Genomic DNA, 12623 nt, shown 5'->3' on the forward strand with positions numbered 1-12623 from the left:
CAGAAAGCCTGATGGGCGCCTATATCCTGCGCCGCATCCTTTTGATGATCCCGACCCTGTTCGGCATCATGGCGATATCCTTCGCCGTCATCCAGTTCGCGCCCGGCGGTCCGGTCGAGCAGGTCATCGCCAAACTGACCAACCAGGGCGGCAGCGATCGCCTCGGTGGCGGCGGTGGCGACGTGGGCGGCGGCAATTTGGATGTCGCCGGCGACGTCGGTTCGAAATATCGCGGCGCGCAGGGCCTCGATCCGGAATTCATCAAGAAGCTGGAAAAGCAGTTCGGCTTCGACAAGCCACCGCTCGAGCGCTTCGGCATGATGCTGTGGAACTACGCCCGCTTCGATTTCGGCGACAGCTATTTCCGCGACATCTCGGTGCTCGACCTGATCCTGGAAAAAATGCCGGTGTCGATTTCGATCGGGCTGTGGATCACGCTTCTCTCCTACATGATCTCGATCCCGCTCGGCATCCGCAAGGCGGTCAAGGACGGCAGTCCGTTCGACGTCTGGACCAGCGGCGTCGTCATTGTCGGCTATGCCATCCCGGGCTTCCTGTTCGGCATCATGCTGATGGTGCTGTTTGCCGGCGGGTCCTTCTGGGACTGGTTTCCGTTGCGCGGCCTGACTTCCGACAATTGGGACCAACTGTCCTGGTCGGGCAAGATCGTCGACTATTTCTGGCACATGACCTTGCCGCTGACGGCGCTGGTACTGTCGGCCTTCGCCACCACGACGCTGTTGACCAAGAACTCGTTCCTGGAAGAAATCCGCAAGCAGTACGTGGTCACCGCGCGCGCCAAGGGCCTGTCGGAACGGCAGGTGCTCTACGGCCACGTCTTCCGCAATGCCATGCTGATCGTCATCGCCGGTTTTCCAGGCGCCTTCATCTCGGCCTTCTTCACCGGCTCGCTGCTGATCGAGAACATCTTTTCGCTCGATGGCCTCGGCCTGCTCGGTTTCCGGTCGGTGGTCGAACGCGACTATCCCGTGGTGTTCGCCAATCTCTACATCTTCTCGCTTCTCGGCCTGTTCGTCGGATTGCTGTCCGACCTGCTCTACACCTGGGTCGATCCGCGCATCGATTTCGAGCGGAGAGACGTCTGATGTCGGAGGCCAGCGCCACTGCGGAGACGGCGCCCGCGCGGATCAAGCGGCCCTTCCTGTCGCCGCTCAACAAGCGCCGCCTGCAGAACTTCAAAGCCAACCGGCGCGGTTTCTGGTCGCTGTGGATCTTCCTCGTCCTGTTCGTGCTGTCGCTGTTTGCCGAATTCATCGCCAACGACAAACCGATCATCGCTTCCTACAAGGGCGAGATCCTGTTTCCGGTGCTGGTCGCCTACCCCGAGGAAAAGTTCGGCGGCTTCTATGCCGTCACCGACTACCGCGACCCGGTGATCCAGGACGAGATCAACGCCAATGGCTGGATGATCTGGCCGCCGGTGCGCTACTCCTACCAGACCGTCAACAACGCCATTCCGGAAGCCGCCCCGGCCAGGCCGTCCTGGGAGTATGACGCCAAGACACGCTGCAACCAGTACCCGCAAGGCGCGGCCGACCCGGCCTGCGTCGTCGGCAACTGGAACTGGCTTGGCACTGACGACCAGGCGCGCGACGTGCTGGCGCGTGTCATCTACGGCTTCCGCATTTCAGTGCTGTTCGGCCTGATCCTGACCGCCGGCTCGGCATTGATCGGCGTCGCGGCGGGCGCCGTGCAAGGCTATTTCGGCGGCTGGACCGATCTGCTGTTCCAGCGCTTCATCGAAATCTGGTCGGCGATCCCGGTGCTCTATCTCCTGCTGATCGTCGCCGCCATCCTGCCGCCGGGCTTCTTCATCCTGCTCGGACTGATGCTTCTGTTCTCCTGGGTGGCGCTGGTCGGCGTGGTGCGGGCCGAGTTCCTGCGCGCCCGCAACTTCGAGTATGTCAACGCGGCCCGGGCGCTCGGCGTGCCCAACCTGACCATCATGTTCCGGCACCTCCTGCCCAACGCCATGGTGGCGACATTGACCTTCCTGCCGTTCCTGCTCAGCGGCTCGATCTCGACGCTGACCTCGCTCGACTATCTCGGCTTTGGCCTGCCGCCCGGCTCCGCCTCGCTCGGCGAGCTGCTCAAGCAGGCGCAGCGCAACCTCAACGCGCCCTGGCTCGGCATTTCCGGTTTCGTCGTCATTTCGCTGATGCTGTCGCTGCTGGTTTTCGTCGGCGAGGCGACGCGCGACGCCTTCGATCCGCGCAAGACGTTCCGATGAGCGAGGCCCCCCTGCTCAGTGTACAAGACCTCAGCGTCGCCTTCGGCCAGGGCGGCAACCAGTCGATGGCGGTCGACCACATCTCCTTCGACATCGCCAAGGGAGAGACAGTGGCGCTCGTCGGCGAATCCGGCTCCGGCAAATCGGTGTCGGCACTGTCGGTGCTGAAGCTCTTGCCCTATCCGAGCGCCAGCCACCCCTCGGGAAAGATCCTGTTCCAAGGTGCCGACTTGCTTGCCATGGGCGAGAAGCAGTTGCGGCGGGTGCGCGGCAACAAGATCACCATGATCTTCCAGGAGCCGATGACCTCGCTCAATCCGCTGCACACGATCGAGCATCAGATCGTCGAGATCCTGAAGCTGCATCAGGGCATGGCCGACCGCCCGGCCAAGGCGCGTACGCTGGAACTGCTCAACGAGGTCGGCATTCGCGATCCGCAGAAGCGGCTCGATGCCTATCCGCACCAGCTGTCGGGTGGTCAGCGCCAGCGCGTGATGATCGCCATGGCGCTGGCCAACGAACCCGAACTGCTGATCGCCGACGAGCCGACGACGGCGCTCGACGTCACCGTGCAGGCGCAGATCCTCGAACTGCTGGCCGGCCTGAAGAGCCGCAAGGGCATGTCGATGCTGTTCATCACCCACGATCTCGGCATCGTCCGCAAGATTGCCGACCGGGTCTGCGTGATGACGAAGGGCAAGATCGTCGAGACCGGACCGACCAAGGAGATCTTCGCCAATCCGCGGCATGCCTATACGCGGCATCTGCTGGCGGCCGAGCCGAAAGGCAAGCCGCCGGCGGCCAATGCCGCCGCCAAGCCGGTGATGACGGGCAAGGACATCAGGGTCTGGTTCCCGATCAAGCAGGGTTTTTTCCGCCGCACAGTCGACAATGTGAAGGCGGTCGACGGCATCGATGTCACCGTGCGTGCCGGCCAGACGCTCGGGGTGGTGGGCGAGTCGGGCTCGGGCAAGACGACGCTCGGCCTGGCGCTGGCGCGCATGATCTCGTCGACCGGGACCATCCAGTTCAACGGGCACGACATCAACCAATTGTCCTTCAATGCCATGCGGCCGCTCAGGCGCGAGTTGCAGATCGTCTTCCAGGACCCGTTCGGCTCGCTCAGCCCGCGCATGTCGATCGCCGAGATCATCGAGGAAGGCCTGAAGATCCACGAGCCGAAGCTGTCGCCCGACCAGCGCGACGACAAGGTAGCCGCCGTGCTGAACGAGGTCGGCCTCGATCCGGCGACACGCAACCGCTATCCGCACGAGTTTTCCGGCGGCCAGCGCCAGCGTGTCGCCATCGCGCGCGCCATGGTGCTCAACCCGCGCTTCGTCATGCTGGACGAGCCGACGTCGGCGCTGGACATGAGCGTGCAGGCGCAGGTCGTCGACCTGTTGCGCAGCCTGCAGGCCAAGCACGACCTCGCCTATCTCTTCATCAGCCACGATCTCAAGGTCATCCGGGCGCTGGCCAATGACGTCATCGTCATGCGCAATGGCAAGATCGTCGAAGCCGGCCCTTCCGAGCAGATTTTTGGAAATCCGCAAACCGACTATACTCGGGCGTTGATCTCGGCCGCCTTCAAGATAGAGACGGCACCGGTCGGCATCGTCAGCCAGTGATTTGCGTAAAGAGGACTAGAAGATCGCGATGGAAAAAGGCCGTATCCTGCTTGCCGTCACCGGCTTTCATCCGCAGCGCTGGCGCGAGCTGTTGTCGGCGGAACGCGAGGTGGTGCTGGAGCCGGATGGCGCCAAGGACCCCTCGATCACCTATGCCGTGGTGTGGAAGCAGAAGCCGAACATTCTGGCGTCGCTGCCCAATCTGCGCGCCATCTTCTCGATCGGTGCCGGTGTCGACCATATCTTCGCCGATCCTGGCCTGCCCGATGTGCCGATCGTCAAGGTCGTCGCCGACAACCTTACCCAGTACATGACCGAATATGTCGTCTGGCGGGTGCTCGATCACCATCGCCAGGGTCTGCTCTACCGATCGCAGCAGCCGAAGAAGATCTGGCATGAGCCGCAGCAGAGGCCGGCCGGCGACATTTCCGTCGGCATCATGGGGCTCGGCAATCTCGGCCGCGCCGCTGCCTCGGTGCTTTTGTCGCTCGGCTTTGCCGTCAATGGCTGGTCGCGCAGCGACCGACCGATGGATGGGGTTGCGACCTATTCCGGCGAGGCCGGATTGATACCTTTCCTCAAGGCGACCGATATTCTGGTGGTGCTGCTGCCACTGACCCCAGACACCCGTGGCATCATCAACTATGGGGTGCTGAAGGAGTTGAGGAAACGCAACGGTCTTGGCGGCTCGGTGCTGATCAATGCCGGACGCGGACGCCTGCAGAAGGACGCCGACATTTTGCGGGCGCTGGATGACGGCACGCTGAAGGAAGCCAGTCTGGACGTGTTCGAGGTCGAACCGCTGCCGAAGACCAGTCCGTTGTGGAGCCATCCCAAGGTGTTCGTGACGCCACACACGGCCGCGACCTCCGACCCTGTCCACCTGGCGCCGATCATGCTGCGCCAGATGGATGCTTTCGAACGGGGCGAAAAGCTCGACAATCTGGTGGACCGCAAAGCGGGGTATTAGAGCGCCGCGTCCGAAAACCGGATTCCACTTTTCGGGGTCATGCTCTAACCCGGCAGCGCCAACTTCTTCTGCTTGTCCGGCTGGCCGCAGTCGCGGCGGTCGATCGACCGGTTCATGGCATCGATCTCGCCGGTCGCCTGGTCGGCATCGCGCTTGGCCTTGGAGCGCATGTCCGGCGTGAACGGGCCAAAGCCCATCGCCGGGTTGGAGAATGTCGGCTTGGCTTCGGTCGACAGATGGTATTGCTGCGCCAAACCGTTGCGCTGCGCGAGCAACTGGTCGCAGGGGACGCTGTCATACTGCAGGGAGGACTGTATGTTGGCGTCCTGCCTCTCGGACATCGAATTGCCCACGCAGCCGGCGGTGGCCAGGCAAGATGCCAAGACAATCATGTTCCAGCGCATCCGATATGCTCCTCCTGATATCCCGCCCTGATGCGACCAGATCGCAAATATCAGTCGCGCACGCAAATCAGACTTTTTCGCAGCACCGCTGTCTGTGAGGACGACGAAACAGGATTTGCATTCAACCTGCCGGCAGCCTGCCCGCCACAACGACCAGCCCTTCGACCGGTTCCCGGCGATCCTGCCGGATCACGGTTGTTTCCAGCGACAGGACCGTAAACCCGTTGGCAGCCAGCACTTCACGCACATGATGTTGCGAATGCGCGTAGCGACGCGATGGCAGCAACACGAAATCGCCATTGCCGGCCAGCCTCTCGACGGAAAAGGCGAACAGGCCATCCCCGGTCAGCAAGCCGGCAACCGTTTTCACCACGCCGTCCAGCGCGCCGACATAGATGAAGACATCGGCCACCGTCACCAGTTCGGCTCTCGGGCCGGCATAGGAAAAATCCCGCAAATCGGCCTTGCCCAGGAAATCGTAGACCCCCTTGGCCCGCGCCTGCTTCAGCATCCTGGCCGAAATGTCGTAGCCCTCCAGCCGATCGACGATCGGCCGCAGCCTTTGCCCCATCAGGCCGGTGCCGCAGCCAAGGTCGAGCGCCAGCGGGAAGCGGCCCGGCCTTGCCGTTTGGATGGCCTGATCGAGCAACTGCGGCAGCCGGTAACCCAGCTTCTCGACCAGCGATTCATCGAAGCTTTCGGCATAGTGGTCGAACAGCGTCTCGACGAAGGCACTGGGGAGCGCGTCAGTTGCCGGCGCCTTGCCGATCAATTGCAGGTTCAATGCGGCACCCTGACGATCCGTCGGATCGAGCTGCAGCGACATCGTCCATGCCTGCGCAGCCAGATCCGGCGCACCCGCCGCCTGCTGCATTTCGCCGAGGCGAAACCAGCCCATCGCCCATTGCGGCGTCAGCTCCAGCGCGCCGAGCAGCAATTCGGCCGCAGCCGCATGATCGCCATCCGCACACAGCATCTCGGCATAATCGGCGCGGCGATCGGCGTTCAAGTCGCCGGACGAGGCCTGTAGCGGTTTCATGGCGATGGGTCCTGTCGGCAAATGCAGCCGGCGATGCTGTATGCGGGAGTCAGCAGTCTCTGACAACAGGCTTCCCGTGGCGGAATTATATCCTATCTTGGAGAAACATGCGCGCCAGCGACCTGCTCCATCCCCGGCCCGAAGGCCTCTATTGCCCGCCGGGCGATTTCTTCATCGACCCGGTGCGGCCGGTCAACCGGGCGCTGATTACGCACGGCCATTCCGACCATGCGCGTTCCGGCCACCGCTCGGTGCTGGCGACGCAGCAGACGCTCGACATCATGGGCCTGCGCTACGGCGAGCACTTTGCCGACACGACGCAAGCAGCACGGCTCGGCGAGACGATTGTCCTCGACGGCGTCAGCGTCAGCTTCCACCCGGCCGGCCATGTGCTGGGCTCGGCGCAGATCGCCGTCGAGCACCAGGGCACGCGCATCGTTGCCTCCGGCGACTACAAGCGGCAGAGGGACGCGACGTGTCGGCCATTCGAGCCGATCCCGTGCGACGTGTTCATCACCGAAGCAACCTTCGGCCTGCCGGTGTTCCGCCATCCGCCCGACACCGAGGAAATCGCGCGCCTGCTGAAGTCGGCGGCGCAGTTTCCCGAGCGCTCGCATCTGGTCGGCGCCTACGCGCTCGGCAAGGCGCAGCGGGTGATGCGGCTGCTGCGCGACGCCGGCTATGACAGGCCGATCTACATCCATGGCGCGCTAGCGAAACTCAGCGAGTATTACCAGGGCCAGGGCATCGACCTCGGGACGCTCGAACCGGCAACGGTGGAGGGCGGCAAGCAAGATTTCGCGGGCGCCATCGTCGTTGGCCCGCCATCGGCCTTCGCCGACCGCTGGGCGCGGCGTTTTCCCGATCCGATCTCGTGCTTCGCGTCGGGCTGGATGCGCATCCGCCAGCGCGCCAAGCAAGGCGGCGTCGAACTACCGCTGATCATCTCGGACCACGCCGACTGGGACGAGCTGACCGGCACCATCAAGGAGACCGGAGCCGAGGAGATCTGGGTGACGCATGGCCGCGAGGAAGCGTTGGTGCGCTGGTGCGAGCTCGAAGGCATAGCCGCCCGGCCACTGCACCTTGTCGGCTATGAGGACGAGGGCGATTGAAGGCATGAACCGCTTCGCCGAGCTTCTCGACCGCCTGGTGCTGACGCCGTCGCGCAACGGCAAGCTGACCTTGCTGACCGACTATTTCCGCAGCGTCGAGGATCCCGACCGCGGCCTGGCGCTGGCCGCCATCACCGGTGACCTCAACATAGCCGCGGTCAAGCCGGCGATGCTGCGTGCTTTGGTCACCGAACGCATGGACCCGGTGCTGTTCGGCTATTCCTACGACTATGTCGGCGATCTCGCCGAAACGGTGTCGCTGGTCTGGCCGCAATCGCCCGGACACATTCCGAACCGTGAGCCGACGCTGGGCGAGGTCGTGGCGAAACTGCAGGCGGCAAGCCGCTCCGACGGACCGAAGGTGCTGGCCGGGCTGCTCGACAGCGCCGGCATCTCGGCGCGCTTTGCCATTATCAAGCTGGTCACCGGGGGCCTGCGTATCGGCGTATCGGCGCGGCTTGCCAAGCAGGCGCTGGCGGATTTCGGCAAGGTCGATGTCGCCGAGATCGAGGAGCTCTGGCACGGACTGTCGCCGCCTTACACGGCACTGTTCGCGTGGCTGGAAGGCAAGGCCGAGAAACCACAAAGCACGGCGATGGCGCTGTTCAGGCCGGTGATGCTGTCGAACCCGGTCGGCGATGGCGATCTCGAAAAGCTTGACCCCGCGGACTATGCGGCCGAGTGGAAATGGGACGGCATCCGTGTCCAGGCGGCAGCCGAAGGCGGCAGTCGCCGGCTCTATTCGCGCACCGGCGACGATGTCTCCGGCGCCTTTCCAGACCTCGCCGACGCCATGCATTTTTCCGCTGTCCTCGACGGCGAACTGCTGGTCGGCGATCCCCGAGAGGCGACGGGGACCTTCTCCGATTTGCAGCAGAGGTTGAACCGCAAGACGGTGACCGCAAAGATGCAGCAGCAATACCCGGCGTTCATGCGCTGCTACGATTTGCTGCAGGTCGGCGCCGAGGATTTGCGTGCCTTGCCGTTTCGCGAGCGGCGCGGCCGTCTCGAAACCTTCGTGCAGACACTCGATCCGAGCCGCTTCGATCTTTCGCCGTTCGTCCAGTTCGAGGATTGGCAAGCGCTGGAGGACCTGCGCCGGGCGCCGCCGCACCCGGTCATCGAAGGCGTGATGCTGAAGCGCTGGGACTCACCTTATGTCGCCGGCCGGCCGAAAGGTCCCTGGTTCAAGTGGAAACGCGATCCGCACACGGTGGATGCGGTGCTGATGTACGCCCAACGCGGCCACGGCAAGCGCTCGAGCTTCTACTCGGACTACACGTTCGGCGTCTGGTCCGGCGGCGAAGGCGAGGAGGAACTGGTGCCGGTCGGCAAGGCCTATTTCGGCTTTACCGACGAGGAGCTGAAGCAGATCGACAAATATGTCCGAGACAACACGGTCGAACGCTTCGGACCGGTGCGCTCGGTGCGGGCCGACCGCGACAACGGCCTGGTGCTGGAAGTCGCCTTCGAGGGGCTCAACCGCTCGACCCGCCACAAATCCGGCGTCGCCATGCGCTTCCCCCGCATTTCACGGCTGCGCTGGGACAAGCCGGCCAACGAGGCGGACCGCATCGAGACGCTGCAGGCACTGCTCGATCGCTGAGCCTGTTCCATCCCGATGGAATCGGGATGGGGCTCTATCTCTTTGTTTGAGCATGATCTTTCCCGAAAACCGGATTCCACTTTTCGGGATCATGCTCCAGGCCACTTCGTCCGGCACCGGATGCTCTTACGGCTCGACCGAAACGCGGATCTCGTAGATGTCCGCCGCCTTGCCCTGCTTGTCGAAGTCGGAATTGATGGCGATCGTGCCCGCCGAGCCCGGGTGCTTGTCGGGAAACTTCACGTCGAACAGATATTCGTTCTGCTGCTGGCCGACCGCATAGCGCTTGCGGCCGCAGTCGCCGAGTTCGCCGAAATTGCAGTCGACGGACATCTGCGTCTCCTTGCCGTCTTCGGAGCGGGCGATGATGTCGAACACGGCATGCTTGCCGGCGAGCTTCTCCAGCACGCCTTGCCCGACATCGAAGCTGATCGCCGAACCGGAGGCGCCGGACTGGATGCGCAGGAACGACCCGGTGTCGTCCTTCATCACCTCGGCCTTGGCATCCGACGGGGCGCTGACATGCGTCGGGTCGGTCGGCGAGAAGACATTGATCCAATCACGCGACTGGTCCGCCGCACCCGGCTTTGCCGGTCCGGTTTCGCCATCGGCCGGCGTGAAATCGTCGTCCTCGACTGTCGGCGGTGCTTGCGGAGGCGCAGTATCGAGTTGCGCCGGCGTCTTGAACACGCCGGTCTGCATGGCGAAAAACAGGCCGATGCCAATTGCGGCAAGCAGCGTCACGCCGAGGAAGATGGCGGTCAGCGGCAGGCGACGCCCCCTTATGCGCCGTTCATCGCGATCGGGCGCCACTTCGGCCGCGGCTTGCGCGGAGGCCGGAGCCGACATGTCGATGGCCGGCGCGGCAGGAAGACCCGGCGCGGGCATGATGTCGGGAACGACCGGCAGCACGCGCGAGTGCGGCGCATCGGAGCCGGATTGCACAGGTCCGTCGACAACGGGCGATGGCGCTGCCTGGCCAGCCTCGACCGTGGGTGCGGCATCGGCCGCAAGCTCGACCGCCGGGGCTTCGCCCCCCGGCGCGACATCCGGCACCGCCGGCAGGAACTCGGATTCGATTTCGGTGATCTTCGCCTGTATCGACTTGCGGCGATTGATGGCGAGTTCAACTGTTACACCAGGATTGGCCTGGAGCGCGCGGTCCAGCGCGGCGAAAGCCGATCGATAGACCTTTTCGCGGAACGCGCGGTCCTCGGCATTGCCCTTCTCCAAGGCGTTCCGGATCGCTTTTTCGATCGCGTCCAAGCGGGTCCCTCTGCACGTTTGCCCAACCTTGCCATGATCGTTAGCCGCAGGCGACCAATCAATCAACGGGCGAGCGGTGCATTCTGCCTTGTCGAGGTGTGCAAAGTCCATTCCGGCAGTGTTCCGATAACGAAATCAGCATGTTTCATCTATTTTCCCGCGCCTGGAGACATCAATCCTGCCGAGCCGCCACGTCACGACCAATTGGCGAAGGGTGCGTGGCCGGCTTTCGGCGGCGGCACGACACGCCGCATGAAATGCCAAGTCGCATCTTGAATTCGCGGCCGGTTGAGTCTATCACCCAGCCCATCTTGGAGGCCTTGGCTTCCCGGGGCCGCTTTAGCTCAGTTGGTAGAGCACCGCATTCGTAATGCGGGGGTCGCGTGTTCGAGTCACGCAAGCGGCACCATTTTCCTTTCCATTCCGTTGTCCTGTCGGATGCCGCTCGCTGTCTGCTCCAGCGGACCGCGACGCCGGCGGAGCAATCCGCTCCCGGCAGCGTCGCTATTCGCATAGCCCCTAAGGTCGGGACTGTAGCCTTGTCCAGCTCATTTTCTTGCGTCCTTCGCACGGGCCTCGGCTACCGCCTCCTGGAGTTGTGCGAAGTCGAGACCTCCGGGAATGAGAAAAGGCCCGACAATCCATGCTGGCGTTCCCTGGAGACCAATGGTTTCGGCCTGCAGGTTATTTCGGGCAAGAAGCAGGGTAATCTCGGCCTCGTGCTTGGCCGCATCCGCATCAAGTTTTTTCAGATCAATGCCAGCTGTCCGCAGGACCGCCCTGACCTCTTCATTCGCCGTGAACCGTCGAGGCGCGGACATCAGCGCGTCATGCGCAATGGCATACCTGCCCTGCCACTTTGCCGCGATTGCCAGCCGAGCGGCATATTCCGATACGGGTCCGAAGATGGGCCATTCCTTGTAAAGGACGCGAATGCGCGGATCGCTTGCCAACAGCTTCTTCAGTGCCGAGTGACTTTTCTTACAATATGGACAGTTGTAGTCCATGAATTCGGCAATCGTTACGTCCGCCGTATTCGACCCGACAAAAGGTATGTCTGGGTCGTTCATGATCTGCTCGGGAGTCATCGCCGCCCCACCGGACGTGGGTACCTGCTGCGCCGTTGCGAATGGAGTGGCGCATAGCAACACAAGCAGTAGGAGGATCCTTTGCTTATGCATTTTGTACTCCTGCATCAGTTTGCAGCACCAGGATTGGCGTTCCGTCGGGCACGCGCTCATAGAGGTCGATGACGTCCTGGAAGAGGAGGCGAACGCAGCCGCTGGAGACAGCCCGTCCAATCGAGCGGGCATCCATGTTTCCGTGCAAGCGGTAAAGCGTATCCTTGCCATCTTCGAAGATGTAGAGCGCCCTCGCACCGAGGGGATTGTCCCGGCCAGGCGACATGCCGTGGCGGTATTTCTCAAGCTCAGGCTGGCGGTCGATCATCTCGGAAGGCGGCGTCCACTTGGGCCATTTGCGCTTGTACTGGATTCTTGCCCGCCCACCCCAGGCGAAGCCATCCCGTCCGATACCGACTCCGTATCGGATGGCGTGGCCGTCTTCTTGGACGAGGTAAAGAAAGCGCCTGGGCGTATCGACGACGATCGTCCCCGGCTTCTCGCCCGTTGGATCCTTCACAACCTGCCGGTAATATTTGGGGTCAATCAAATCGATCCGCGCGGCCGGTACGGGAAACTGTTCATCGGGGATCGCGGCGTACATCAGCGCGGCATCGGGGAGCGCCGGCCGTGGGACGGCAACAAACGCCGCGCGGGGTGTGGTCGTACAGCCTGCCACGGCAACGGCCATCCCGGTGGCGCCAAACAGAAACTGCCTGCGCCCCATCATAAGTTGGGTTTTCATAGTTCAACCTTTCGAACGGCCTCGAAGGCGCTCGCAATATGTCATTGAAAGAGAAACTGGCGCGCCGCCAACAATGGCCGCGGCGCCTCTGGAAATCAGATCGCGGAGAAGACTCTCGGCGGCCTGAGATGCTCTTTGGCTGGAGTGGCCTTCATCGGGACCGGACTAAAGTACGGTCGCGACCACGCTATCGCTGTCGGAAGTTTTGCCTGTAGCGCGCCGGGTAAGCCGAGTTGCGGAAAACAGGGGACGGAAGCTGTCTTGACGGTGTTGAAACACGGCCGAAACGAAGACCGCTCGATCGTGCCGGAAGCGCTACCGACGGTCACCACAACGCCTCCCGCTGGCGCCTCGAATGAGGCTGCCAAGGCCCAAGCCGGCCAGATTCCAGCGGCTGTGGAAACGACCAGAAAGATAACTGCCAGCACTGTAGTCCGAACACACATCCAAGAGACCATACATGATGAATCCGTCAGAT

The 12623-nt window shown here is 63.1% G+C and carries 11 protein-coding genes and 1 tRNA gene; 7 read left to right on the forward strand and 5 right to left on the reverse strand.

Annotation, left to right across the window (positions count from 1 at the left end):
- Positions 1-11 precede the first annotated feature (11 nt).
- The 4 genes from NR193_RS00745 to NR193_RS00760 are packed head-to-tail and all read left to right on the forward strand — an operon-like array spanning position 12 to position 4849.
- Positions 12-1106 (forward strand): microcin C ABC transporter permease YejB, encoded by a 1095-nt coding sequence (locus NR193_RS00745; RefSeq protein WP_256748987.1) that lies wholly within the window; start codon positions 12-14, stop codon positions 1104-1106.
- On the forward strand, positions 1106-2251 hold the full coding sequence (locus NR193_RS00750; RefSeq protein ID WP_256748988.1) for an ABC transporter permease: 1146 nt from the start codon (positions 1106-1108) through the stop codon (positions 2249-2251). The genes NR193_RS00745 and NR193_RS00750 overlap by 1 nt, the downstream gene beginning before the upstream one ends.
- A complete protein-coding gene (locus NR193_RS00755; protein ID WP_256748989.1) occupies positions 2248-3879 on the forward strand; it encodes an ABC transporter ATP-binding protein in 1632 nt (543 codons plus the stop codon). The genes NR193_RS00750 and NR193_RS00755 overlap by 4 nt, the downstream gene beginning before the upstream one ends.
- Before the next feature lie 28 nt (positions 3880-3907).
- Complete coding sequence (locus tag NR193_RS00760; protein WP_256748990.1) at positions 3908-4849, forward strand: glyoxylate/hydroxypyruvate reductase A; 942 nt, start codon at positions 3908-3910, stop codon at positions 4847-4849.
- A gap of 44 nt (positions 4850-4893) precedes the next feature.
- Here the strand turns inward: NR193_RS00760 and NR193_RS00765 are convergent, their stop codons facing one another.
- Positions 4894-5190, reverse strand: a complete 297-nt coding sequence (locus NR193_RS00765; protein ID WP_256748991.1) for a hypothetical protein — start codon at positions 5188-5190, stop codon at positions 4894-4896.
- 184 nt (positions 5191-5374) lie between these two features.
- Positions 5375-6292, reverse strand: coding sequence for a class I SAM-dependent methyltransferase (locus NR193_RS00770; protein WP_256748992.1), 918 nt, complete (start codon positions 6290-6292; stop codon positions 5375-5377).
- Between the two features lie 107 nt (positions 6293-6399).
- Here NR193_RS00770 and NR193_RS00775 point away from each other — a divergent pair, with 107 nt between their 5' ends.
- Both NR193_RS00775 and NR193_RS00780 read left to right on the forward strand, forming a co-directional pair.
- Positions 6400-7407, forward strand: coding sequence for a ligase-associated DNA damage response exonuclease (locus NR193_RS00775; RefSeq protein WP_256748993.1), 1008 nt, complete (start codon positions 6400-6402; stop codon positions 7405-7407).
- Between the two features lie 4 nt (positions 7408-7411).
- Positions 7412-9013, forward strand: a complete 1602-nt coding sequence (locus NR193_RS00780; protein WP_256748994.1) for a cisplatin damage response ATP-dependent DNA ligase — start codon at positions 7412-7414, stop codon at positions 9011-9013.
- Between the two features lie 126 nt (positions 9014-9139).
- Here NR193_RS00780 and NR193_RS00785 read toward each other — a convergent pair whose 3' ends face one another.
- Positions 9140-10279: a hypothetical protein gene (locus NR193_RS00785; protein ID WP_256748995.1), complete on the reverse strand. Its 1140-nt coding sequence runs from the start codon at positions 10277-10279 to the stop codon at positions 9140-9142.
- A gap of 333 nt (positions 10280-10612) precedes the next feature.
- Here NR193_RS00785 and NR193_RS00790 point away from each other — a divergent pair.
- Positions 10613-10688: transfer RNA gene (locus NR193_RS00790), tRNA-Thr, on the forward strand.
- 139 nt (positions 10689-10827) lie between these two features.
- Here the strand turns inward: NR193_RS00790 and NR193_RS00795 are convergent.
- Together NR193_RS00795 and NR193_RS00800 are read right to left on the reverse strand one after the other, a co-directional pair.
- Positions 10828-11460 carry a DsbA family protein gene (locus NR193_RS00795; RefSeq protein ID WP_256748996.1) on the reverse strand — a complete coding sequence of 211 codons (633 nt, stop codon included), beginning with the start codon at positions 11458-11460 and terminating at the stop codon, positions 10828-10830.
- Entirely contained in the window at positions 11453-12145 is a 693-nt protein-coding gene (locus NR193_RS00800; protein WP_256748997.1) for a L,D-transpeptidase, read from the reverse strand. Before NR193_RS00800 ends, NR193_RS00795 begins: the two co-directional genes overlap by 8 nt.
- Positions 12146-12623: the final 478 nt, after the last annotated feature.

Source organism: Mesorhizobium sp. Mes31 (assembly GCF_024519675.1).
In the GTDB taxonomy this organism is placed as follows: domain Bacteria; phylum Pseudomonadota; class Alphaproteobacteria; order Rhizobiales; family Rhizobiaceae; genus Mesorhizobium.

Excerpts from the sequence above, each read along its gene's own strand:
- NR193_RS00765 (WP_256748991.1), bottom strand. The coding sequence starts at position 5,190 with ATGTCCGAGAGGCAGGACGCCAACATACAGTCCTCCCTGCAGTATGAC.
- NR193_RS00755 (WP_256748989.1), top strand. The coding sequence starts at position 2,248 with ATGAGCGAGGCCCCCCTGCTCAGTGTACAAGACCTCAGCGTCGCCTTC.
- NR193_RS00775 (WP_256748993.1), top strand. The coding sequence starts at position 6,400 with ATGCGCGCCAGCGACCTGCTCCATCCCCGGCCCGAAGGCCTCTATTGC.
- NR193_RS00795 (WP_256748996.1), bottom strand. The coding sequence starts at position 11,460 with ATGCATAAGCAAAGGATCCTCCTACTGCTTGTGTTGCTATGCGCCACT.
- NR193_RS00750 (WP_256748988.1), top strand. The coding sequence starts at position 1,106 with ATGTCGGAGGCCAGCGCCACTGCGGAGACGGCGCCCGCGCGGATCAAG.
- NR193_RS00760 (WP_256748990.1), top strand. The coding sequence starts at position 3,908 with ATGGAAAAAGGCCGTATCCTGCTTGCCGTCACCGGCTTTCATCCGCAG.
- NR193_RS00780 (WP_256748994.1), top strand. The coding sequence starts at position 7,412 with ATGAACCGCTTCGCCGAGCTTCTCGACCGCCTGGTGCTGACGCCGTCG.
- NR193_RS00770 (WP_256748992.1), bottom strand. The coding sequence starts at position 6,292 with ATGAAACCGCTACAGGCCTCGTCCGGCGACTTGAACGCCGATCGCCGC.
- NR193_RS00745 (WP_256748987.1), top strand. The coding sequence starts at position 12 with ATGGGCGCCTATATCCTGCGCCGCATCCTTTTGATGATCCCGACCCTG.
- NR193_RS00800 (WP_256748997.1), bottom strand. The coding sequence starts at position 12,145 with ATGAAAACCCAACTTATGATGGGGCGCAGGCAGTTTCTGTTTGGCGCC.